Genomic DNA, 24459 nt, shown 5'->3' with positions numbered 1-24459 from the left:
AGTAGGTCATCGCCAGGGCTTTATTATAGAAAGCGGCTTTTATGCCGCTTTTTTTATTTGCTTTTTTTGTCTTATTTTATAAACCTTTCTTTAGCAACTTTATTCCTTGTAGTAGCCTTCGAGACAGCGCTGCGCGCTTCCTCAGGCCGAACGGGATCTTTTGTTACAGAATTTAATCTCTTCGTAAGTATATAGAGAAATTAAGAGAAGTGACCAAACTTAATTCTGTAAATACTTATCTTTAAAACGGGAGCTTTTGTTACGGAATTTAATCCCTTTTAGGTTCTCAAGAGAAGTGCGCAAACTTAACCCTGTAAATACCTATCTTTAAGTCTGACATAGTGATTGGCAGAGTATTCAAGATGCTCTAGCTCTTTTTCAGTCAACTTTCTTAGCGCTTTGGCTGGATTGCCAAGATACAAATACCCAGTTTCTAACCGCTTTCCCGGTGGTACTAAACTACCCGCAGCAATCATCACATGATGTTCAATTTGAACATCATCAAGAATTTTCGCTCCCATACCAATTAAGCAGTAATCATCAATACGGCATCCATGTAGAACAGCCTGATGGCCGATAGTTACTCCTTTGCCAATAATGAGAGGCTGTCCACCGGGAGTATAGGGACCATCATGAGTGACGTGTAGAATAGCAGCATCTTGAACATTTGAAAGATCCCCGATTCTAATGGAATTAACATCGCCGCGAATGACTGCCATGGGCCATACGGAAACATCATTTCCTAAACTCACGTCACCAATAACTGACGATTGTGGATCGATATAAACTCTTTCGCCGAGAGAAGGAAATTTATTATTAAAAGGACGAGTCTTATTCATTCTACACCATAGTTACTAATTCTTCTGCGCTGGTTGGATGGATGGCAACTGTGTTGTCAAAATCCTTCTTACAAGCCCCCATTTTAACAGCAACACCAAATCCTTGCAGCATTTCATCGGCTCCGTAGCCAATAATATGTATGCCAATGATCTTTTCTTTTTCACCAAGAGTTACTAATTTCATAACTGTAGGTGTTTTATCTTCACTTAAGGCATCGTACATGGGGTTAAAGCGTGTTTGATAAATTTTAATTTTTTCTTGCCCATATTTTGCTACGGCGTCTTCTTCACTCAAACCGACACTTCCAATAGGTGGATGAGTAAAAATAGCAGAACAAATATTGTCATAATTTAGGTAAGCTTCTTTTTGCTTACCAAAAAGTCGATCGGCAAGTTTTCGACCCGCTGCTATCGCAACCGGAGTTAAGGCCGGAGCATCGGTGACGTCACCAATAGCGTAAATTCCAGGAATAGAGGTATTCTGATAACGATCAACTGTGATAAGTCCGCGCTCATCTTTTTTCATTTTCAGTGACTCAAGATTTAAGCCGAAAGTACGAGGAGAACGACCAACAGCAACAATAACGGTATCTAAATCCTCAATAATCGAGCCGCTGCGGCAATGGATCGTTTTACGCCCATCTTCTTGCAGGGTAATTGCATGGGCATGATGATCAAGATGGAGATGAATTTTTTGTTGTTCCATGATTTCTAGCAAGGTTTTACCCAGGATAGCGTCAAAGCGACGTAAGGGACGTTGGCCCTTAATTAACAAATGAGTTTCTGCTCCTAAGCCCTGCAATACACCTGATAGTTCGACACCAATGTACCCACTACCAATAATCGCAACTTTGTTAGGTCTCTCCGCTAAAGAGAAAAAACCATCGGAATCAATAGCATATTGCACCCCTTCCATATCATTCGGAATAATAGGTTCTCCACCAGTGGCAATAATAATATTCTCAGCTTGATATTGTACTCCACCAACATCGATCGTGTTACGGTTTACAAACACTCCCTTCCCATGCAAATAAGTCATATCGTATTGAGTAAAGCGTTTGGCATAGTTTTCGCGTAGTTTTTCGATATAAGCGTTGCGTTTGCTCACTAATGCGTGCCAATCCAATTTGATTTGCACAGGACTAAAGCCATAATCACGTGACTTTCTTAAAGTTTCTGCAACCATCGATGCGTTAAACATAATTTTTTTCGGTACGCAACCAAGGTTTACGCAGGTGCCGCCTAAATGTTTTTGCTCTACAACCGCAACCTTAGCGCCGTATTGGGCGGCACGAACTGCACTGGCAATCCCGCCACTTCCACCACCTAGTACAATCAGATCATATTTCATAATTTTATCCAGAATCCAATGATTGAGTTAATAATAGCAACAAATATATTTTCATTCTGAGAATAGTATGCGGACTAATCTTCCATTAACTATACTAAATAAAAATAATAAAAATTAATCGAATGCCGACTAAATTTCTATTGATTATCTTACTTGTAGCAATGATTGTGAGTTGTAACAAGTCTGATAATGGGAAAACTTATCAGGGTTATGTTGAAGGAGAGAATATTTATTTAGCTTCTCCTAATTCGGGTATCTTAAAAAAATTAGCGGTAAGTCGCGGCGACCAAGTGCGGCGAGGGCAATTATTATTTGTTCTTGATGATAACCCACAAGCCTTGATTATTAAGCAAAATGAAGCTGATTTATTACAAGCGCAAAAAGTTTTATTAGATCTTGAAAAACCAAGGCGTGATCCAGAAATTGAGGCAATTAAAGCTCAGATTGCACAAACTGACGCTGAGCTAAAACTTGCTGAAATTAGAGTCAGTCGAATGACGACACTTTATGCAAAACATGCAATTGACAAAGACTCCGTGGATGCAGCAATTGCCAAATACAATGAGCAGAAAAATTTAAAGGCGCAGTATGAATCTAATTTACAATTAGCACGCCTTGGTAGTCGTAATGAGCAAATTAAAGCGCAAGAGGCGCAAATTATTTCTGTAACAGAAAAATTGGGTGAAGCCAAATGGCAATTGGCCCAAAAAACCATCGTTGCTCCGATCGATGGTTTTATTTTCGATACTTATTTTCGTGTGGGTGAATTTGTTCCAAGTCAGCAAGCAGTCTTATCTTTACTGCCGCCTAGTAATGTGCGTATTGAGTTTTTTATCCCCGTTGAAAAATTAACTGCGGTTCACAGAGGTCAAAAAATTCAGTTTAGTTGCGATGGCTGTACGAATCCCAATGAAGCGACAATTAACTATATATCCCCGGAAGCTCAATATATCCCTCCGCTTGTCTATAGTCGCTCGAATAATGATAAGCTAGTTTTTCGCATCAAAGCCGTGACTGAGCATCCGGAGCGGTTTAAACCCGGTCAACCTGTGTTGGTGACTTTACCATGAGTGAACATGCTATCGATGTGGTCAATTTATGTAAGTCGTTTGATGACAAGTTAGTGGTCAATAATATTGATTTACATATCAAAAAAGGCGAAGTATTTGGATTTTTAGGCCCGAATGGCAGCGGCAAAACAACAACGATTCGTATGTTATGCGGGCTTTTAACCCCAGACGCTGGTCAAGGGACTTGCTTAGGTTTTGACATTGTTAGTGAATCTAAAAAAATTAAACCGCATGTGGGCTACATGACACAGCGCTTTAGTTTTTACAATGAGCTAACCGTGCAGGAAAATTTAACCCTAATGGCACGAATTTATAATATTAGCAATAGTAAGGCCAGAGTGGCTAAAATTCTCGAAGAGTTTAATTTGACTACACGCAAAAAACAACTCACAGAAAAATTATCTGGTGGATGGAAACAACGACTTGCGCTAGCAGCCTGCTTATTACATGAGCCAGAATTATTATTGCTTGATGAACCTACTGCTGGGGTCGACCCTCTTGCTCGACGTGAGTTTTGGGACAAGATTCATACCTTAAGTGAGCAAGGCGTCACCATTTTAGTTTCGACTCATTACATGGATGAGGCAGAGCGTTGTACTCGTTTGGCTTATTTTGCTAGCGGTGATTTATTAGTTACCGGTACTATCAAAGACGTCATTGACAAAACTAAGCTTAAAACCTGGGAAATTATGGGTGAGGTGACGACTACTTTGTTGCAACAAGCCAAAACGGTTAAAGGGGTAACGCAAGCGGCTCTTTTTGGTAATAAAATTCATATTTGTGGTTTCGATCCAGCAATTATAGAGCCCAATTTAAACGATTTAGCCAAACACCACGCAGTAACTTGGCAAGCAATAGATACTACTTTAGAGGATGCATTTATAAGTTTAGTCAATCAATCGCAGGGAGAGTTCGATTGAAATTCTGGTCAACCACTCGGATGTTCGCCATTATGGCTAAAGAATTTGTGCAAATGCGTCGCGATAAGGGAACCTTCGCCATGATTATTGGTATCCCTTTAATGCAACTGATGTTGTTTGGTTATGCAATTAACACAAATCCTCGCCATTTACCTACAGCGATTGTCAATCCAGATCACAGCGTTTTTGGCCGTAGGATTCTGGTAAGCATGGAAAATTCAACTTATTTTGAATTCGTTAGCCCTGCATCCAGTGAAAAAGAAGCCCATGATTTATTACAAAGAGGAAAAGTGCAATTTGTTTTGAATTTTCCTCCTAATTTTTCTCATGATCTGGTTAAAGGATTAAAGCCGAACTTGCTATTGGAGGCGGATGCCACTGATCCGGCTGCGACCAGTCGTGCTATTTCTGTGTTTAACGATCTGGCTTCTTTAAGTTTAAAAGAAGAGTTAGTTGGGCCTTTAAAAAATTTAGCCAGTAATTCAGATGCTTATCAACCGATTGTACATACGGTTTACAATCCACTGGCAATTACCGCCTATAATATCGTGCCCGGATTACTTGGGGTTGTTTTAACTATGACGATGGTGGTGATTACGACACTGGCTATTACAAAAGAATATGAGCGAGGAACCATGGAGAATTTACTGGCCACTCCGCTTAGGCCAATAGAGGTTATGGTTGCTAAAATTTTACCCTATATTATTGTTGGCTATATTCAAGTATTACTCATTCTAATGATTTCCAAGTTTTTATTCGAAATTCCTATTCAAGGTAGTGTTAGCCTTTTGTTATTGCTTTGCTTACCGTTTATTGCGGCAAATTTAGCTATGGGCTTAACTTTTTCCACAATTGCGACGAGTCAATTACAAGCAGTCCAGGCGGCACTATTTTTCTTTTTACCGTCCATGTTATTGTCTGGTTTTATGTTTCCTTTTCGGGGAATGCCTGAATGGGCTCAATGGATTGGTAATATTCTTCCGCTAACGCATTTTTTGGTTATCGCACGCGGTATTTTATTAAAAGGAAATGGGTTTTTAGAGGTTTGGCCTGAGTTAATTCCTATTCTTGTTTTTACTTTTGTAACGATGTTTATTGGTGTTAAACGATATCGTCAAACACTGGATTAATTTAAAAACTCACAAACTTTGGCTTCTACTCGTTCATCGAGCAGCACAGAAACATGATCAGCGCCAGGCAATAAAGCAAGAGAAGCATGGGGATATTGTTCACAGAAAATAGTGGATTCGTAGGGCATGATCGAATCATCATCCTCGCCGTGAATACAGAGTACAGGTGTTTGTGAGCGATTAATAAAATGGCGAAAATCAAGGTGTTTTATATCAGTGATAGCATGTTGACGAAAAAGTTCGCGAAGAAAAATAAAACCTTTGCCGCTAAGTTTAAGTCGTCTTGCCAATTTACTCACGGGCGTGCGCATACGGGTTGGTGATGACATTAGCACCACTCGTTCAGGTCCTTCATTGATTTTCCACTCAGCAAATTGGTTAGCTAAATTTAAAGTATTTAAAATCATCGAGCCGCCGAATGAATGACCGATCACTCCATGAAAGGGTCCTAAATTATTGATAGTTTGTTGTAAGATCAGGACTGCATCCATCCAGGTAAGTTGTAGGCCCTTTGCTTCTCCATGGGCGGGAAAATCAATCGCATAAACATGGTAACCTTGTTGATGAAGCGCACGAATGAGGCGAGCCATATAAGCGGCTCTTGAGATCCATCCGTGAGCAATGAGTACCTTCTTAGCTTGAGGATTGTTAGCTTGCTCAAAACAATGAATAACATGATGTCGAGGGCTGCTAAGATGAATAGAAGAGCTGCGATTTTCGACAAAAAACTCACAGGCGCGACGGGCAAATTCTCGATATTCTTTTTCGATGGGAAAATGAATAGGCGTAATAAATACTTGATAACACAACTGTGCATGAATTAAATCCCAAAATTCAGTCAATGTATTAGCATGCATAATTAGATCCTTCCTGGAATTTATAATTTGATCATAGTTCAAAAAATAATGCTCGTTCGATTTACCCAAAATATTAAGAAACAAGCTTAAAATATGCCAAAGGGATGTAGATTTGTTTTTTATAACCCGTTTTGCTTTCAAATAAACAAATCTCAGAGATTTTAACGCGGGGGATTGGGGGTAATTCTATAGGCTCAAGATCATTAAACTGAGTGTTTCTATGAATCCGTCCTAGTGTTAAATGACCGCGAAATTCATCTCGAGCAAGTGGGTAGTGGATAGCAGAAATGGCTAAGCCTATTTTCTTAGCAATGTTTGCCAAGTCCTCATGTGGTCCTGCTTGAAGGGCAATAACTCGTGGATGTTTCAAGGAGGGAAATAATTGAGGATTTCCTAATTCTAATTGGAATCCAGGGGTATTTTTCAATGCGCTTTCAACCTTTTCAATCAGTTGACTTAGACGATCAGATTGAAGTTCACGCAAAAATTGTAAAGTGACATGCAAATTTTGTAAGTTTGTCCAATATATTGCTCGCATTGGTCGTTGCTTGGAGCGCAGTAATGCCTGTGTTTTTTTTAGAGGGCTTTGCAGTGATTCTGGGAGGGAAACAGCGAAAAAGGCGCGGATCGTTTTCATAGCTAAGAATGAAGGATAATAATTTTCAGTTTAGCTAATTTTGTGCACTTACGCTTACCGCGCGCGAATGCTCTAGAGTTATATAAAAAAAAATAATGCAATTAAATGAGCTATGACTCGCATTTTTCAAACGTGTCTGGCAGAATTTGTCTTACCGAAAATTTAATTCCTCAGATTATTGCTGAACAAGGACTTTTCATGCACACATCGAATTACTTATATCATCATGGTGAACAGGAATTACATGGTTTTTTAGCTTACGATGATAGCACCGATAAACCAAGACCAGCCGTTTTAGTCGTCCATGATTGGTCAGGCCGTAATGATTTCGCCTGTGAAAAGGCGCAAATGCTAGCCGAAATGGGTTATCTTGGTTTTGCAGTGGATATGTATGGTAATGGGCGTTTGGGGGCATCGACTCATGAAAAAAACGCGCTGATGGAGCCATTGATCCATGATCGTCGGATGCTTCGAGACCGTATTCGCGCCGCTTTTGATGCTCTAATCGCTATGTCTGAGGTGGATATAAACCGAATAGCGGCCATCGGATTTTGTTTTGGCGGTTTATGCGCGCTTGATTTGGCTCGAAGTGGAGCAGAATTAAAAGGCGTGGTCAGTTTTCATGGTTTACTGAATAAACCTAAAGAGTTGGCTAATGATACGATTCATGCCAAAGTTTTAGCCTTACATGGCTATGATGATCCTATGGTTCAGCCTGAGCAAGTGAACGAATTTTGCCTGGAAATGACGATGGCTAAAGTCGATTGGCAAGTTCATGTCTATGGGCATACACAGCACGGTTTTACGAATCCTCATGCTCATGATAGCCCATCAGGTATTATTTATAACGCTAAAGCTGAACGACGCGCCCTACAATCGATGAGAAATTTTCTTCAGGAAGTACTTACCTAATTCCGAGTGGTAGACCAGGATGAGGCTGAGGTATTTGACTCAGCCTCTTGATTTTTTCAAATGAATAGTTATTGCAAAATGGTTAAAAGAACGAGGGATATCCTGCAACAAATTTTGCAACGGCTGTTTGGGGTAACAATTTTTTTTCTCTGTCTTATCAACAATGGCTTTAGCGATACCTTAAGTGCAAAGGAAATAAAAGAACTTCTTGATGAAACACGTGCTTTAAGAAAAGAAGTCGCCCAATTAAAAAAAGAATTAGCCGAGCATACTCGGGAGCATCCGCCTGAAATAACATCGAAAAAAGCAGAACAACAAATTCCAGCTAAACCACAGCCGCAACCGATAATGCAAAAGATTCAGGCTCAACCAAAAGCAGCAGTGGCAGCGAAGCCTTCTAGGCCAGTTTCTACGGCAGCTAAAACTAACTTTCCAACTAAAACGAAAGCTAAAACTGCGAATCATCAACATAGTCCTAAAAATAAAGCTGCCCCGCAGGCTGCTAAGATGGAGAAAAGAGATTACGTACGCCGCTTGGGAGGATATTTTCCAATTATTAACCCCTATTTAGGCCAGGAATCAGCTTATGATGGTTCTGATTTAATAACCAATTTATCACAGCAGAACACGGATCTTTTAGCCTTACAATACCGGCAAGAAATTGCGGCTGCATTTTCCAAAAATGGAATGTCTAACTACTATCTTATTTTAAGCGGCACTTTGTCTGGGCAAATAGCTTGGTTCACCCCCTTCGTTGGCCGCTCAAATAGCGACATTGATTTAACCGTCGCAAACATTACAGGGCTTGCAAGTATTGGTAAATGGGTGACTGGCTTCTTTAGCTTTGACTATGACAACCGTCCTTTAGAGGGATTGGCGCCTGCTCAGTTCGGACCGCGAGTAAATAATTCACGTATCTTTCTTGATCAGGGATTTGTGACGGTTGGCAATCTTGATAAATTCGACTTCTATGCCTCCATGGGACAAATGTATCTACCTTTTGGTCAATATAATAGTTTTACAATTAATAGTCCTTTAACTGCATCGCTGTTTACTACCACCGAGCGTCCGTTTTTATTGGGATATAGTCATAGTACCGATAATACAGAACTTGATGCGACAGTCTATGGCTATCGTGGCGATACGGTTACCTCATTTCACTCCTCTGCGGTTAATGAATGGGGACTTAGCCTTGATTATTTGATTAAAAAAAGCGACTGGACTGCGCAATTTGGTCTTGGGTATATTTCCAATATTGCTGACGCAGGTGGTATTCAATTGAATGGACAACTGTCACGAGCCTGTACTTTGTTCGGCGGTTTTGCATTTCCTTGTTTCCAAGGAAATGTACTTGTTCATCGAGTACCTGGATTTGATATTTATGGTAATTTGACGATGGGGCGCTTTAGCATCCTTGCTGAATATTTAACAGCAACTCGCCGCTTTTCACCCATTGATATGACTTTTGATAACAGAGGAGCAAAACCCAAAGCCTTTGATTTCGAAGCTGCTTATGCATTTAGATTTTTAGACAAGCCTAGCAGCCTTGCATTCGATTACGGTTTTACCAAACAAGCGCTTGCCTTACTCTTACCTACGCGTGAATACTCGATTACCTTTACAACCTCTCTGTGGCGTAATACAACCCAAAGTTTAGGATTGCAGCACGATGTCAATTACAATGTGTTTAGTAGAGCGACAGGGCAACGCTTACCCGTTTATCGTCCGCTGGATCGATTGAACTTGGGACGAAAGAGTTATACTGTTTTATTAGCCGTTAATGCCTATTTTTAGTCAATCAAAGGAATGCTATGAAAAAATATAAGAGCTGCCTTATTGTTTTATTTTTGAGCTATAGTTTCACGGGTTGTGTATCAAAAATAACTCCGGATACCGTATCAGCAACCAATCCTCAAACTATAACTGGTAATGAAGAAACCTCTGCAAACGAGAGTGAAACTGCAACCAAGCAAAGACCACTGAAACTAAATGCCAACAAGAAATTTGTAAAGCATCGTGAAGTGAATCGCCGATTAATTCACCGCGTACATCGTTTGCATCGTAATAAAGCGTTTATCTAAATCTAGCTTTGATGCAGCAGCGGAATCAGGTCTATTGATCTGTTTCCTCGCAAATGTACTCCAAGAACATATTGTCTGGTAGATTCACCTAAACTAATCATGAAGCCGATTTAGTTTGATACTGCGCAATCATTTGACAAAAATGTTAAAAAAAGAATATGCTTTGCAAAATTTATCAATAGCGCAAAGAGGATATAATATGTCTAGGCATTACAAAAATACGAAACTTGATTCAATTATTGAAGAAATAATAGTCTCTGACGATTCAGGATATTTTTGTCCTCATATCAAATTACGTCAACCTGCAGAGAAGTTGCAGCTTGATGAGCTAGCATTTGAACCTCTCCAAGCGCATAGCGAACTCTATGTGGTGAGAAACAATAAAGATTGTTTTGGCAATCTTATCACGACATTGGCATCTCTTGAGCAGCATGGATTGATTGACGACGCTTTTAGAGAATCTATTTTATTGAATGAAAAAAATTTATTTCAAAAACAGATGCAAAAATTTGCTAACAGACGCATCTACGAATGCCCAGATTCTGAAGAATCTCTTATCGAATCAGTAATAATACAACGACATGGCTCTGAGGATTGTGCTTTTCTCAGTTATAAACAAGAAAATGAAGAAGAACTATTCAGGGTTTGCGCACTTCACCAATTAGGGATTGATAAAATGCCTTCTAGTGTGTTTGAAAATTATGTGATCATTTTTGGGGAGGAGAATTTTACTCTTACTATGGCACTTGAAGCCATTAGAAAAGCTGGAATTATTGATGAGAAATTTAAAGAGGTTATAGTTTATCAAGAACAACAAACCTCCCGAAAACCTGAGGAAAAAGAAGCTGATGAAGAGGGAATTGCAAGAAGGTTTGATTGCCGATATCCTGTGATGGCTGATTATGTCCTTACGAGTAACCATCGTTTTTATCAGCCAAAAGAGATGGAAGTACCAGCCAAGTATAGCGATACGGTCATTTCGACGCATAACAACTCCATTTAAAATTAAACTTATCAATGAAACATCATGAAATAAAAAGTGAAATTGAGCGCTTAAGTAATGCATATAGAAGACATCGATATTCTTTAGTTGGAAAAGTAAAAAGAATCCAACAAAATAAAGAATTGATGAAGCTTTTTGCTTCTTTGCACCAATTATTACAAGAGCCTTTATTTTTTGAGATTTTTTTAAATGAAGGGTTTAAAAAAATAAAGGATGCTGGCGATGGTAATACTTGGAATTTCGCCTCTCCTATTGTCCCTTTGCTTGATGCAATGACCGCTATATTAGGTTTTCCCTATAAATCAGAAGACACGAAAATAATGGAAAATTTTTCCAGACTTAGTCAATTTTCTTGCCCAGAAAAAGTTTGGTGTGGCGCCGATTTCGGTCTAGATTACTACTTAAGCGACCGGTTAGTTACCGATTCTCAAGATGAACTTTTTTTAGGAACTTTTAGTGTTGATTTGCGAAAAAAAAATGAGATACAGCAATTTGAAGGTACAATTAAACAATTGGAATTGAATACTTCCAGCAGAGCTACTGTTCTATTTACAGTTTATGATGGTACCTTTACTGAGCCGTTATTTTTTATCAAAAATAAGGATCGAATAGAAGTAATAGTAGCAACTAATTCTTGGGGTACTACTTCTCATATACATAGGGTTACCAATCAGTTTATTAAAAAATATAAAATTAACTGTACAGCCAGTTCAAACGTAAAGGTTAACCATAATGGGGACTGTACGCTTCATTCCGAACTAAACATTAACACTATCTTATATGAAGCCCTATGCTGTCGTTCGGTGTATAAAGCGGTAGATAAGTTAAGGCAAAATAAACTGTCATTAAATGATTTTAGGGTAACTCTTGACGATGTATCTCCAAGTAGTACAAGTAGAGATAAGCCTGATCCTTCTACCCTTGCTCGGTTATTAATTAGAGCTGCTAATAATTTTGTGAAGCTAGGGAGTAGTGGTTGGATTGATTTTTGTAAAGCAAAGGAAATCCATCCTTTACTTTGTATTAAGACCGTTTCTACAGCATGGGAAACTGTTGAGTATCCACAGTTATCACAGGGCGGCCATATTGAATCTAAATTAGAAGCTCTTATTTCTCAGGAAGAAATTTCAAATGTACCTTGTATTGCACAAAATTATATTGAAAAACTTAATAGTTGCGGTGAGCTCGGTACAAAAATTTTAGAGCAAATATTGAGATTGCAAGCCCATCAAAACAGTATGAATCCTTATTGGATCAATTGTAAGGAAAAGGCTGAGGCTATTATTGAAGCAGTGGATAATGCGGAGTTTGAAGGAGAAGAGAGCCTAGCATTAGCGGTTAACCATCCAGAAAGTTCGATCTACCTAGCTTTAAATATTCATAGGATTAGCGCGCTAAGTTTTTTAGGTGTTTTTGGCTGGAACCAATCCAAATCATTACAGCGTGTACATGAAGTTGTTAGCGCGCAGCCCAGCATCTAAATAAAAATAGGAACAGATAAATCATGTTATATCAGAGTGATATGAATTTACCCCTCTGATATAACATCGTTTTTGTCGCTTGTAATTTCAATGGGTGGAGTCGTGAAAAGGTTTTATTTGGCCCGATAAGTGACCAGCTTGCTCAAAAAATTTTATTTTTATAAGCCATGTAACTGAAGCCAATATTCAAGCAGACCTATTTGCCAGAGTTTGGAAATACCCGAAGGAGTAAAATGTTTTTCTGGATGTGTAAGCAGCGTTTGAACGGCGTCTATATTAAAGATGCCGCGTTGTTTTACATTACTTGATGAAAGTACTTCGTGCATCAGCTCAAGCGTACTTCCTTCCAGGTATTTCAAGGCAGGAACAGGAAAATATCCCTTTGAGCGATTAATAATTTTCTCAGGAAGCATTTTTTTACCAAGTTGTTTTAAAATGTATTTACCTCCATTTGGAAGTTTATAATTGAGGGGCATAGAAGCAGAGAGATTAACAACCGCCTCATCCAAGAATGGCACCCGTGCTTCAAGGCTTGCCGCCATGGTCATGTTATCTACACGACTCAAAGGACCATTAGCTAATGCAAAGGTACTTTCATACAAAAGTAAACTATCCACAGTATTAGGAGAGCCATTTTGCTCGCATAACTCGGCTAAGAATGAATCTGTATGTGTGCTCGTGTAAAAAGCTGGGGTTACAAGTTGCTGATATTCTACAAAATTACGATCGGCTACTTTATCAAAAATAAACTGTGCGGATTGTCTAGGTGAGGAAGCCATGGTGGGAACATTTTGAAACCAATGGTACCCCGCAAAAATCTCGTCCGCACCTTGCCCTGACAGAACTACCTTTACATGCTTTGCAACCTCATGAGAAAGCAAATAAAATCCGATATTATCATGGCTAAGCATGGGTTCAGACATTGCAGAAACACATTGCCCCAGAGAGTAGGCGAGTTGTTTATTTGAAATAAACATCTGTTGATGTTTTGTACCGAATTGTGAGGCAACAAGATCAGAATATACAAATTCATTGCCTGGTTCTCCATGGGAGCTCTCAAAGCCAATAGAGAACGTTTGTATTTCTTCCTTTTCCAGTTGCGAGGCAAGTGCTACAAGTAAAGAAGAATCCAACCCGCCGGAAAGCAGTATTCCAACTGGAACATCGGCAGCTAATTGACGTTTAGTTGCCAACAGTAATGCATCATGGGTGCTTTTAAGCCAGTCATTCTCGCTATGCGAGTGATTGGTTTTTGTGTCATCTATTTTGAGTTGCCAGTATATTTCTTGCTTAATCTCACCGCTGGGATATACCGTCATAATTGAGCCGGGGAGTAATTTCTTTACGCCGGAGAGAATGGTATATGGATCAGGAACCGCATGAAAGGTCAGATAAAATTGCAATGCAATTTTATCAATCGAAGTATTAATGCCTTCAAATTCAATAAGTGCTGGTAACGTAGATGCAAATTTAAAGCCCTTGGAATAGTTAGTATTATAATAGAGTGGTTTGATACCTAAACGGTCACGAGCCAGTATTAATTTACCTGTATTTTGTTCCCAAATTGCAAAAGCAAACATCCCTTGAAGCTTAGGGATACACTGTGTCCCCCATGCGTGATAGGCTTTAAGCAGTACTTCAGTATCGCTATCGGAAATGAAGGAGTAACCTTTCGCTTCCAGTTCTTTTCGCAATTCCAAAAAATTATAAATAGCGCCATTGAATACCAATGCTAATCCAAGCTCAGAGTCAACCATCGGTTGCGCACCACGATTGGTAAGATCAAATATCTTCAGTCTTCTATGCCCTAGAGCCAGACCATCAACTTGGTAAATTTGTCCATCATCAGGCCCGCGGTTGAGCTGTTTTAGAATGGCTTTTTCTAAACTAAATAAGGGGATATTTTTCTTATTAAACTGATATTCTCCCGCGATTCCACACATATTGCTTCACCTTCTTTATTGTTATTCATTGAGGACTGAATTAACCAAAGTGGTTATAAAATTGCTTCATTACTAAATTCAATCCAAACAGTGTTTGCTATAGTTTTAATAGTTTGTCTCATTGCGCTTATTTGCATTATAGAACATCTCCAGTATTTAAAGGGGCATTTGGATTACTTGTAGGTTTTAATGGTTAGGCGTGACTGCTTCCTATGTTGGTATGATCTTTGGCATCAATAAGATGTAAACTACCGATAAAATTACTGGTTTTAGCATCATGAAATTGAAAACATCTAACGTACTGTTTTCATAAAAATTTCTTAATTTATTTTCAAACATTCGATTTACGGTTTCTCAATCTTATCCGGCTTTTTATTGGTTCATTTAACAATTTGTTCCTGTCTATAAAGAGGTACTTGTAGTAAAAACTCACTGACATTATGTTTCACTACATCTTTGAAACAACCAGTACGTTCAAATACTTTTTGTTGCCGCTCAGAACTGGTACCACAGTCAATAATGGTTTGGAGAGTAGAAAAGTAGGTTTGATAATTAAGTTTCTTGATATATGGTTGTAATTTTTCAAACCATTCTTGAAGATCATCACGCATTAGTTTTATTTTACCATCTGTATTCATGACTAATTCAGCATTTAAACCATAACGCATGGCTCTCCATTTGTTTTCTCGAGAAAGCCAATAAGGCGGGCAGGCTACCGATTCAAGCCAACTGCCATTGTCGCTAAACCAATGGGCAAGTGTATGGATAAGAGCAACAATGGCTACGGTTTCTGATAATGTGGCTGCTCCATCGCAAACTCGAATTTCCAAAGTGCCATAACCAGGACTTGGCCGCAGATCCCACCATAAGTCTTTAAGGGATGTAATCGAGCCGCATAATTTTAATGTTCTATATAAATGCTCAAAATCTTGCCATTTGCGCACATGATAAGGCTGACCAGCAGTGGGTAATGATTCATAAGTAGTCGGGCGCCAGGAGGACAGACCTGTATCTATCCCTTGCCAAAAAGGTGAGCTCGACGACAGGGCTAATAAATGCGGTAAAAAATACATGAAAAAATTATTATAACGAATGCATTCTTCACCACTAGACATTCCCAAATGAACATGTAACCCATAGACACTCATTCGGCGAGTGAGCCATTGATTGCGATCGATGAGCTCCTGATAGCGTTCAGTAGGGGAAATCAGCCAATCGGAGTATCTGGAAAAAGGGTGGGAGCCCGTAGTTGCAAACTGGATGCCCATATTCTTTGTAGCGAGCTGTAACGAGCTTATTGTTTGATAGAGATCCTCCTCGGCATGGTGTGCTGTGCTACATTTATCAGTATTAATTTCTATCGTACTTAAATAAAATTCCGGTTTAATTTTTCTTAGATGAGCCGTTTTTTTTAATATTTCTTCTGCTCGAGAACATAGATTATAAGTTGAAGCGTCAATTAATTGCAGTTCAATTTCTACTCCTAGAGTAAGAACACCATTGCTTTTAAAAGAAATTTCTTCTTCATCGGTTAAGGTGGTTAATAATGGTGGGGTAGGATAATTGTCGGATGTTAATGGGGATTCATCGAGTTGATTCTGCATTACTTAAACCTTCTATTTTATTGTTTTATTGGCAGTCCACATTGCTATAAATGTGATCTCAAAAATGCCCCTCTCTATTAGAAATAGCCATCTCAAACTATATTTAATAAGGCTTCTACAGTTATATTTAATAGTTGAGTACAATAAAAATTATCTATAACAAATTAATGTCTACTGATATAATTTGTACGCGAACTACTTTTGCCATGTTAATAGCAATAGCAGTCAATTTCAACCCTAGATTATTGTAAGACTCTATTCATGAACTCTCTTGATCAAAGCCAGTTTGAAGAAAAAGTAACCGGTGATATACAATCTGAAAAACAAGCTAAGAAGATTATTCTTGCTCTACGGAAAATAATGCAGCATATGGATAATCACTCAAGGCGCTTAAATAAATGCTATGGACTCACCATACCGCAACTTATATGTTTATATGAAATTTATGAAAAAGGCGTCATGACCCTCTCTCTTTTATCTAAGAGTGTTCATTTATCAATGAGTACTCTAGTTGGAGTCATTGATCGGCTGGAAGTAAAGGGATTTGTTCAACGTATGCGGGATATTAAAGATAGGCGTATTATTTTTATTGATATAACAGATAAAGGCACAGAGTTTGTTTGTTCCTCGCCCTATCTACTGCACAATCGTCTCAACGATAATCTTCAAGATTTATCGGAAATTGAGCAAATAAATCTCGCTAATTCGGTTGATACCTTAGTTAATGTGTTAAAAGAGTTATAATGAAAATAATATGATTTTCTAGAGTTCAACAAAGTTGTAATGGTGATGGGATATTCAATTGTTAGGCGGTAAATGTCCCCACTAAAAAGACTGAGTAGGAAGATTTCTTCTAAGATCTGGGTATTCTGCTTCTATACTTTTCATGTTCATTTCACATAATTGAAAAACTCGTGTGTGACGAAGATTATCATCTTTGTCCGTAATACTTTGCAAGGTAGCCGATAACAGTTTATGAGCTTGCTCCGCTTTATTGATTATCCTTGAGCTTTTCAGAATTTTCTTTATTTGTTCTCTCAGCTGTTTAAGTTCATTTTTTAAAAAAACCTTGTGTTTTGTAGCTAAAGGATCAATGCTTTGAGTTGTCATCCATGACAATAATGGGGCGCTGTGGCCTGCATATCCTTTTTCACATTGCTTTAAGCTAGTAATGATGTCTTCTAAAATATCATTATCTCTAGGTTTCCCTTCCTCATCACTCTCGTCACTAGAAAGCTCGTCCATCATGTCGTGACTTAATGCTTTTTTAATTTTTTTTGTTTCTCCTTTTGGATTCTCTATACCTAGCACATCATTATTATGTGCAATAACACGCGCACGTTGTTGCTCAGGCCATTCACCGCATTCTAAGGGACTTGTTTCAATAATGATGAGCGGGGGCCCAAAAGGAAGTTTTATTTCTTTAAACGAAGATTTTTCGGTTTGCTCTTTGCACTCCTTTAATGATTGGATAGGATCAGCTTGCGTTATCACGCCAAGTCCGTATTTTCTTTTAACATTGATGTAATTAGATGTCACAAGATACGAAACTAATAATGAAATGTATCCACGATACTCTCCACGTAAATAGCTTTCATGTAGGTCATCGATTAATTTATTAGCATTATTTTTTGCCACTTCAAATTCATGATCAAGACAAATATCGATTGCAGTAAAAAATGGAACACCACCTGCGGTCATACATTCAACGATATTATTGTATGAAAATTGATGTTTAACACCGTTAACCCTGATTTCATAGGAATCAAGTTTGGTTTCTTGATCATTGATGTCGACATTCGGAAATAATTTTTTCCGTTTTATTTTTTCATCGGCGCTTACTGAATAATCAGAATATTGGGGGTCTGAATCGGCTGTATTATTTTTTACAATAAAATTAAATTTAGGATTTTTTCCGCATTGCACATGGACAACAACATCCATCACCTTTTTATCAGGGGTAAGCAGCGCAAATGATGATAATATTAAATGAAGATTTTCAGGACTTCTCTCAGCTAATGCAGCAATTCGCTCCTGAAGATGTGCAAACTCTTCGATTGAAAAAGGAATTGCCGTGTAAAAGGCAAATTCATTCGTCACAAGTCGAGTGACCGCATTTTCTTTGCTAGGTAAAATCTGATTTGTATCTCCACAATTTTGTTCTTGATGTCTATCGGTAGCGTAATGCACTAAGCTTTTAATGGTTGAATATAATCTATCTTCTTGAGCCCATTTAAATTGAGCTAATTTTCTATGATTTTTAGGTGACATTAAATTAGCTAAATCTGGAATGGTGCCAAACTCACCTGTTGGCGGTACCTTATCTTTTTCTGTTTTAGGGGAAACCACAACAATGTCTTTGATAATCAAAGGGTTGTCTAATTGATTATTTTCATTGAGCGAGAACATAAAAATCAATTAATTACTTTAATTTATAATATATTATAGATGCTTATCTATTTTAGAGATTTCTATGCGCAATGAAGTTAAGCTAAAAATTCAAACTTCTTTACAAGATCAAATTGATTTAGGCGGGATGCAAATTGAAGATAATGAACTGCAAGCGATCGTTCGCGAAATAATCAAACTAAAACCTAACCTCAATGATCTATTCTTAAATAATAATAAAATTGGTGATGAAGGCGCGAAAATCATAGGTCGAGAATTTGAATCCTTAAAGCATTTACATTCTCTTGATCTTCAATTTAATCAGATAGATGAGGTAGGCGCTAAGGCAATTTACAGACTAAAAAAAAATAACCCACATCTTAAAATCGCATTCCATGGAAATAAAATTTTTAATGCTTCAATCATGCATGCTATCGAAACCTCTGCTACAAAGAAATAAATCTGCAAAATTTTATCTAATTTGATTCTTGTCCCTGAGTTGATGGTTAGTTGACTGTATTACAGAAAAAAAACATTAGCTGTCATCGCCAAGTAAATAGTTTTTATGGATGTATTTATTGAAATTTTCAGGTTCGCCTAAGGACCAAAACTCGCATAAAGGGTATTCAAGAATAAGTCCATCAAGATAGTTGTAGACATGCGACACATAGAACTCACCATTAGGCGCCACATCGTTATGACTAAACACTTGATCGGCTGCAGGTAAAAAGTCGCCAATAGTACCAAACCAATAAACACCAATGGTTGCGCGATTTGAAATTCTTTCTTTTTCTCTGACCCGGGTTATTTTGCAAGGATATTTTGCATCAATTTCTGCATAGGAATGCCGCTGGCTTTTTCGTTCGATGGTAGGTATGCCACCCATGGCGCCGCGCTCTTTTAACCAAGCTAAGGCCCACTCCCCTGGCCAAACAAGGACTTGATCACAGTTACAAATAACCAATTCTGCAGCCAAATTTTCAAGCAAAATTGCTTTGGCATACATGACTGTATCTAAGGGGCCTTTGGTTTCTTGATGCGTCGCAACTACGGTTGCGTAGCGTGAAATATCAGGATAGTCATTAAGAGCTGGTTGGATGGAATCGACTTCTCGAGGAATTAAAATAATTTTATCGTAAGAAAATCCCAATTTTCGAATCGCATGGATGAACATCGGTTCCCCATTAGGAGGAACCGGTGTCAATTTTTTATCAGAAAATACTTCTAGAAAACGTGTGCCAAATCCGGCCATCGGAATAACCACTATCCGCATTCTTAGATTTCCACACTTAATTCGCTAGATGCACAGTGATCTGCCATACGGCGGAACTCTTTGACGCCAGCGATGGTTCCATCTTTATGAGAATGGATAGAGCCCCCCGCGGAAATCATGATGTCATTGCCAAAAGCTGCTTGTAACATAGGAACATGAGCTGGAGTCGCACCGCAACTAAAGCTAGGAATCGTTCCTTTGTGGCCGTAACAGGGGTTCTGCAACGCGTCTAAGCGTTTTTGTAGAACCTCTTTGCTTTCATCCAAATAACCACCCATCATGCCGATGTGAATCATGTCGGCACCAGCAAGCCGGGCCAGTAAGCACCAAACATTAAAGGCGATCGAATAGTTATTAGTTTCTTTTGTGATAACACCATCGCCGGATTTTTGGTAGAAAGACACTTTATTGGCTAGAGAAGACAAATAAGCGAAGGCATCTAGACCTGCCCAGACATTGAGATGATAGCCGAAAATGTTTTTACTTTCATTGAGGGCAGCAGCGACTTCACCGTATTGAGTAATAGGAAGATTAACTGCCGGAGCATAAATGACTTTTGCGCCATCTAAAACCTTATTTACGGCTTCAATGCGGTCGAGTAGGTGAGCGCCTTCAACTTCGCCCAAAATTTCATCTTCTTTAATAAAATCAATGCCCCCTTCAACCATGGCTTCTACCATGCGGCAAAGCATATCGAGAGATAAGCCTGTTTTAGGTTTAACGATACCGCCAATGAGAGGGCGATTATAGACAGAAATTTTGTCACGAATGCCTTGAATACCTAACTTGGGGCCTTGGAAAGATTTAATGAGTTTTTCGGGTATATCTAAATCGACCAAGCGACAACCTTTAAGCAAATCGATATCCATTTGACCGCCCATGACGACTGTCAATAGATGAGTAAACGAGCCAGGAGTAAAAATATCAAGTGGGAAAATAGTTTCGACGGCGAATAAGCCATTGGCTAGATCACTAATATTAGTAACGCGGGCAGAGTATCTCTCCAGCATTTCAGGGGTTTCGTACTTTGAACGAAGATAGGGATTTCCTATTGATTGACCTATAACCAATGCGTCTGCAGCTTCTTTAATTTTCGCTGACTTAACGTGATAGGTAGCTTTCAGATAGCTTGGCATTTCGTTTCCTCCATAATTACGTCGTTATTTACCGAAAAATCTTTTCCTAAATTCTGCCAATTAATTAAGAACTAGAAAGTCTTGATCGTCGATTCAGTTGGCTTAGAATAGATCCCGCCCACACACTAAGCCTACACTTCGATACGATTAAAAGTTCGCATTTTATATCATGAAGTCATTTCTAGAGGAACCATTTTCTGTTTGATATGAAGGTCCATTTAGCGATGGAGTATTAACTAGACAATCTGTCCCGTTATTAGAATATTTGGTTTGAGCTGGGATATAGGGTACAAAAAAATAAAATTTGATGCTAAGTTTATGGCCATTATTTTAACGTGAGTACTGGATAAGGGCAGTTAAGCTAAGTAGAGAACCGTTCGTCCCAAGGGCTTTGGGCCGGGGCATAAGCACAGGGCTTATCGCTTCGAGATGCTGCTTTACCGCTCTTCAAGGCGAATGGAGCGGGGTAAACTGAATTGGATTTAATAGATATTAAGGATTATCGTGACTCAAAAACAAGCTAATTGTCTTGGGCATGCAAGCCAGGCGCAATATGATGGTAGGCTAAGGCAGGCGCAATTAAAAATGGTTGCCATGCTGCAAGTCATTGATCAGATTTGTTTAAAACATAAAATCGATTATTGGCTTGATGGGGGAACTTTGTTGGGCGCTATTCGCCATCAGGGTTTTATCCCCTGGGATGATGATTTAGATATCTCCATGCCACGGGCCAGCTATGAACATTTCCTTCGTGTGGCGCCTACTGAAATTCCAGCTAATATTTGGTTGCAAACAGCACAAACTGATCCGGGTTTTTTTAATTTATCGGTGCCATTAAAAATAAGAGATCGCAATAGTCGCTTTATAGAGATGCATGAGCAAGGTGACGAGCCTTATCAACAAGGTATCTTTATTGATGTCTTTGTCTACGACAAGATGCCGGTATCCGCTTTCCAGCGTAAACTTTATAAACTGATGGCCAAGAAAATTTTGCGGCTATTGCGACCCAAATACAGTATGGTCGCTGCGGGTCATGGTGCAAATTTATATCAAACTTTAGGTTGCTTATTTTCTAAACAAATGTTAGAAAAGCAACTGCAGCGTATTATTCGCAAAACGAATGCGAGTGAGAGTCCTTATCTAGGTACGGGGTACGAGTGCGTCAATACGAATTTCGTGGCTCATACAGATATTTATCCACTCAAACGCAGCCGTTTTGAAAGCGCTGAGTTTAATATTCCAAATCACTATGAAGTCATGCTAAAAGATCTCTATGGGGATTACATGTCATTACCTCCTGAAGATCAACGGGTGATGAAGCATTGTAAAGAATTAATCCCTGAACTGCTTGGATGATCTGCAGGCTGTCTGAAATGAATAGAAGAGTTTATGTCTATATTTAAATCTACGTTTGATGCAATTGGTACAGGTTCAGGCGTTGCTTGGCCCTCTTTTGGTATTCTTTCTTCTGCTTTGAGTTTAGGGATTGGTGGTGCGGCAATGGCTGCGCTTGGTTCGGTTTGCTGTGGATTATTTCTTCTAGTGAGCGTGCCTGTTTTTTATCTTACTTATAAAAAAAGCAGATTAGAAGAGTCCCGATTAAATGAAAAATTAGCTATCCATTTGTCTCGTTTTATTGATCAGTTACATGACTGTTATTTAAACCAGGCTGAGCAACTCGATTTTTATTCTTATCTAAACCAATTGGATCGCCAATCGGAGCGTCAGCTTAATCTCCAAGTACAATTTCTTGAGTTTATAAAGAAAAATACCCCCCAATTTTTCCGTAAATACGAGCAATTCTCTCCAGGAAAAAGGGAAGCAAAACTCAAAGAAATCATTAGTGCTTTTCTTAATTCATCTGATTTTGAAGAAACTATTAAACCGCTTTCAAACGATGAGCTCCTAGATGGTGCCTTTCTTAGTTTTGTTGGCGTATTTGGCGCTGCGGCAGGTTGTAGTTCAGGAGTGATAGGTGTTCTTGCGGGCGTAGGATTGTTCGGTGGTTTCGGTGTTATTCCCGTTTTAGCAACCATTGTTCTTACAACAGCAATTTTGTTGGCAGTTTGTGGTGCCCTAGTGTCGATTCATTCACATATCGAAAAAAATAAGAAAACCCAAATTTATAAAAATTTCAAAACCTTTAATGCTGATTTTGCAGCAGAAATGACTTTAGGTGATACGCAAGAGAGTAAACAGAATCAGAAAGCTTCGACTCATGAAGTTTCTACAGGGCCAAGAGATTGGCGTTTAACAGGGGTCAAGACACCGGGAGTCGCTAAGGTTAGAGAGACTCTATTTCATCTACATGACAGCCGGCATCCCGATCATTTACCCTCCATGGTAGGATTTTCGCTCTAGATAAAGGATGATTAACATTGTTCCTCTTTCTCAGGCATGATATAAAATTCAACGAACATCAATTCAAGGAGCTAAGTTCATGTCGAATAAATTCAATCAAGTGACGAAAGATATCAGTACACAATTGGCGAAGATGCGCAAAGAAATGCCTGAAGTGATGGCAGGATTTTCCGCGCTTTCTCAGGCTGCGACTAAGGATGGGGCTTTGGATAAAAAGACTAAGGAGCTGATTGCTATGGCTTTGGCTGTTGCGAATCATTGTCCTGGTTGCATTGGTTTTCATTCCCAGGCTTTAGTAAAACTACAAACCAGCCGTGAAGAATTAATGGAAACTTTAGGTATGGCAATTTATATGGGCGGCGGACCTTCACTGATGTATGCTGCCGAAGCGTTGGAAGCCTTTGAAGAGTTTAGTTCTTAATTTTCGTCATCTTGGGAACGCTCCAGCAAAAGCGTAATCAAGTTTTTCATTTTTAAAGGCTTGGGCTGGGGGGGCTCGCTTCCGGCTCATCGCAGTTCAGGCAGTTGCCAATCAGCATGAATAATCCTGCTATTGCCATAATGATGCCAATTGTTAGTAAAACAATACCCAATGGTAGACTAACTGGTGAGGGAATAGCTAAAGCAATCCCGCCAGCGGCGATGCCTCCGATGCCTAATAGCAACAAATTTCTGCCTGCTGTAGAGTTTGAAGCGGTCTGCTCGTTTTGGTCTTCGATTGGCTCTTCGGTAACAGAAGAGCCTCTCTCTTTCTCTACTTCTGGGGAGGGGAGCAAAGGAGTTGTTGGGCTAGAAAGGGAAGAACTAAAAAAAGAGGGTGAATGTGTTATAGAGGTAACTTCGGTGGTTACTTCGCTGCTAGCCCGCTTTATTTTTTCCTTGGACTTTTCCTGTATACGTTCAGCTAATTCCTTTCCTAGGAACCCTACTTGTTGACGAGTATATACCTTTCCCGTCGTAGCAAGAGAAGCAAGATTTGCTAAGGCATACATCCAGCATATTGGTTGGCCGGAAGGTTGTTGTAAACCCAGGGTCTGCTTAGAACGAAATTTATCCGCATTCTGACTTAAAAAAGGATTGAGTTCCCTGTCCAGATTGGCAGTTATACCTCGACTAGAGTCAGTCATAACAATTTCTTTCAGTTTCCCCTGCTCATCAAGTTGCGCAAATAATGCATGCCAGTGTGCTCCTACTTGGGTACTATAGTGCCGCATATGGCAAATTGTTGCGTTTGGTGTCGCTTGTTTGACTTGCTGAGCAAACTTATCTTCTTGGGGCAGGTCAAGTTGTAAATCAAATTCATCAAATGAATCCGCACTAAAAAAGATCGGCCCTTGAATGTCGGATGGGCTTATAGCTTTACAAAGTGCAGTAAATTCTATTCTTAATGCTTCTTCAGCTGAGATTTTTCTTTGGTCGTCATCCTTAAATTGGTCATCTAAACCTAAGGCTGATGGATATTGCATGAAATTC

General features: G+C 39.1%; 23 protein-coding genes. 13 read left to right on the top strand and 10 right to left on the bottom strand.

Annotated features, from left to right (window positions below; translation table 11 throughout):
* Positions 1 to 305: 305 nt before the first annotated feature.
* A complete protein-coding gene (locus Lnau_RS10090; protein ID WP_058505020.1) occupies positions 306 to 839 on the bottom strand; it encodes a gamma carbonic anhydrase family protein in 534 nt (177 codons plus the stop codon).
* 1 nt (position 840) lies between these two features.
* Positions 841 to 2190, bottom strand: coding sequence for a glutathione-disulfide reductase (gene gorA, locus Lnau_RS10085; protein WP_058505019.1), 1350 nt, complete (start codon positions 2188 to 2190; stop codon positions 841 to 843).
* A 122-nt stretch (positions 2191 to 2312) separates the two neighbouring features.
* Between gorA and Lnau_RS10080 the strand changes: the two genes are divergently transcribed.
* Genes Lnau_RS10080 through Lnau_RS10070 form a run of 3 tightly spaced genes read left to right on the top strand, consistent with a single transcriptional unit; the run spans position 2313 to position 5310 of the window.
* On the top strand, positions 2313 to 3260 hold the full coding sequence (locus Lnau_RS10080; protein ID WP_083503819.1) for an HlyD family secretion protein: 948 nt from the start codon (positions 2313 to 2315) through the stop codon (positions 3258 to 3260).
* Entirely contained in the window at positions 3257 to 4180 is a 924-nt protein-coding gene (locus Lnau_RS10075; RefSeq protein WP_058505017.1) for an ABC transporter ATP-binding protein, read from the top strand. The genes Lnau_RS10080 and Lnau_RS10075 overlap by 4 nt, the downstream gene beginning before the upstream one ends.
* The gene (locus Lnau_RS10070; RefSeq protein ID WP_238585962.1) at positions 4177 to 5310 is read left to right on the top strand and encodes an ABC transporter permease; all 1134 of its coding nucleotides are present in this window, start codon (positions 4177 to 4179) and stop codon (positions 5308 to 5310) included. The genes Lnau_RS10075 and Lnau_RS10070 overlap by 4 nt, the downstream gene beginning before the upstream one ends.
* Here the strand turns inward: Lnau_RS10070 and Lnau_RS10065 are convergent.
* Positions 5307 to 6167: an alpha/beta hydrolase gene (locus Lnau_RS10065; RefSeq protein WP_058505016.1), complete on the bottom strand. Its 861-nt coding sequence runs from the start codon at positions 6165 to 6167 to the stop codon at positions 5307 to 5309. The two genes, Lnau_RS10070 and Lnau_RS10065, sit on opposite strands and share 4 nt — an antisense overlap.
* Before the next feature lie 73 nt (positions 6168 to 6240).
* A complete protein-coding gene (thpR, locus tag Lnau_RS10060) occupies positions 6241 to 6804 on the bottom strand; it encodes an RNA 2',3'-cyclic phosphodiesterase (RefSeq protein WP_058505015.1) in 564 nt (187 codons plus the stop codon).
* Positions 6805 to 7002: 198 nt separating this feature from the next.
* Here thpR and Lnau_RS10055 point away from each other — a divergent pair, with 198 nt between their 5' ends.
* The 5 genes from Lnau_RS10055 (at position 7003) to Lnau_RS10035 (ending at position 12281) form a co-directional block, all read left to right on the top strand.
* A complete protein-coding gene (locus Lnau_RS10055) occupies positions 7003 to 7716 on the top strand; it encodes a dienelactone hydrolase family protein (protein ID WP_058505027.1) in 714 nt (237 codons plus the stop codon).
* Between the two features lie 78 nt (positions 7717 to 7794).
* The gene (locus Lnau_RS10050; RefSeq protein ID WP_058505014.1) at positions 7795 to 9510 is read left to right on the top strand and encodes an LbtU family siderophore porin; all 1716 of its coding nucleotides are present in this window, start codon (positions 7795 to 7797) and stop codon (positions 9508 to 9510) included.
* Between the two features lie 17 nt (positions 9511 to 9527).
* Positions 9528 to 9797 carry a hypothetical protein gene (locus Lnau_RS10045; RefSeq protein ID WP_058505013.1) on the top strand — a complete coding sequence of 90 codons (270 nt, stop codon included), beginning with the start codon at positions 9528 to 9530 and terminating at the stop codon, positions 9795 to 9797.
* A 142-nt stretch (positions 9798 to 9939) separates the two neighbouring features.
* Positions 9940 to 10800 carry a hypothetical protein gene (locus Lnau_RS10040; RefSeq protein ID WP_058505012.1) on the top strand — a complete coding sequence of 287 codons (861 nt, stop codon included), beginning with the start codon at positions 9940 to 9942 and terminating at the stop codon, positions 10798 to 10800.
* A gap of 14 nt (positions 10801 to 10814) precedes the next feature.
* Positions 10815 to 12281: a hypothetical protein gene (locus Lnau_RS10035; RefSeq protein ID WP_058505011.1), complete on the top strand. Its 1467-nt coding sequence runs from the start codon at positions 10815 to 10817 to the stop codon at positions 12279 to 12281.
* 158 nt (positions 12282 to 12439) lie between these two features.
* Here the strand turns inward: Lnau_RS10035 and Lnau_RS10030 are convergent, their stop codons facing one another.
* Positions 12440 to 14224, bottom strand: coding sequence for an N-acetylglutaminylglutamine amidotransferase (locus Lnau_RS10030; RefSeq protein WP_058505010.1), 1785 nt, complete (start codon positions 14222 to 14224; stop codon positions 12440 to 12442).
* Between the two features lie 380 nt (positions 14225 to 14604).
* Entirely contained in the window at positions 14605 to 15828 is a 1224-nt protein-coding gene (locus tag Lnau_RS10025; RefSeq protein WP_058505009.1) for a carboxylate-amine ligase, read from the bottom strand.
* 261 nt (positions 15829 to 16089) lie between these two features.
* On the opposite strand from Lnau_RS10025, the gene Lnau_RS10020 reads away from it, so the two are divergent.
* Positions 16090 to 16572, top strand: a complete 483-nt coding sequence (locus Lnau_RS10020) for a MarR family winged helix-turn-helix transcriptional regulator (protein WP_058505008.1) — start codon at positions 16090 to 16092, stop codon at positions 16570 to 16572.
* Positions 16573 to 16653: 81 nt separating this feature from the next.
* On the opposite strand, the gene Lnau_RS10015 is transcribed toward Lnau_RS10020, so the two are convergent.
* A complete protein-coding gene (locus Lnau_RS10015) occupies positions 16654 to 18237 on the bottom strand; it encodes a hypothetical protein (RefSeq protein WP_058505007.1) in 1584 nt (527 codons plus the stop codon).
* 64 nt (positions 18238 to 18301) lie between these two features.
* On the opposite strand from Lnau_RS10015, the gene Lnau_RS10010 reads away from it, so the two are divergent.
* Positions 18302 to 18676 (top strand): hypothetical protein, encoded by a 375-nt coding sequence (locus Lnau_RS10010; RefSeq protein WP_058505006.1) that lies wholly within the window; start codon positions 18302 to 18304, stop codon positions 18674 to 18676.
* A gap of 75 nt (positions 18677 to 18751) precedes the next feature.
* On the opposite strand, the gene Lnau_RS10005 is transcribed toward Lnau_RS10010, so the two are convergent.
* Together Lnau_RS10005 and Lnau_RS10000 are read right to left on the bottom strand one after the other, a co-directional pair.
* A complete protein-coding gene (locus Lnau_RS10005) occupies positions 18752 to 19489 on the bottom strand; it encodes a glycosyltransferase family protein (RefSeq protein ID WP_058505005.1) in 738 nt (245 codons plus the stop codon).
* A gap of 2 nt (positions 19490 to 19491) precedes the next feature.
* Positions 19492 to 20625, bottom strand: coding sequence for a RuBisCO large subunit C-terminal-like domain-containing protein (locus tag Lnau_RS10000; protein ID WP_058505004.1), 1134 nt, complete (start codon positions 20623 to 20625; stop codon positions 19492 to 19494).
* A gap of 504 nt (positions 20626 to 21129) precedes the next feature.
* Here Lnau_RS10000 and Lnau_RS09995 point away from each other — a divergent pair.
* The 3 genes from Lnau_RS09995 to Lnau_RS09985 all read left to right on the top strand — a co-directional run bounded on the left by Lnau_RS09995 (position 21130) and on the right by Lnau_RS09985 (position 23407).
* A complete protein-coding gene (locus Lnau_RS09995) occupies positions 21130 to 21981 on the top strand; it encodes a LicD family protein (protein ID WP_058505003.1) in 852 nt (283 codons plus the stop codon).
* A 33-nt stretch (positions 21982 to 22014) separates the two neighbouring features.
* Positions 22015 to 22986: a hypothetical protein gene (locus Lnau_RS09990; RefSeq protein ID WP_058505002.1), complete on the top strand. Its 972-nt coding sequence runs from the start codon at positions 22015 to 22017 to the stop codon at positions 22984 to 22986.
* 79 nt (positions 22987 to 23065) lie between these two features.
* The gene (locus Lnau_RS09985) at positions 23066 to 23407 is read left to right on the top strand and encodes a carboxymuconolactone decarboxylase family protein (RefSeq protein ID WP_058505001.1); all 342 of its coding nucleotides are present in this window, start codon (positions 23066 to 23068) and stop codon (positions 23405 to 23407) included.
* 52 nt (positions 23408 to 23459) lie between these two features.
* Here Lnau_RS09985 and Lnau_RS09980 read toward each other — a convergent pair whose 3' ends face one another.
* On the bottom strand, positions 23460 to 24452 hold the full coding sequence (locus Lnau_RS09980) for a hypothetical protein (protein ID WP_058505000.1): 993 nt from the start codon (positions 24450 to 24452) through the stop codon (positions 23460 to 23462).
* Between the last annotated feature and the right edge of the window lie 7 nt (positions 24453 to 24459).

Source organism: Legionella nautarum, assembly GCF_001467895.1.
In the GTDB taxonomy this organism is placed as follows: domain Bacteria; phylum Pseudomonadota; class Gammaproteobacteria; order Legionellales; family Legionellaceae; genus Tatlockia; species Tatlockia nautarum.
Note: the sequence above shows the minus strand (reverse complement) of the source record. Positions and strands in the feature narration are given on the sequence as shown.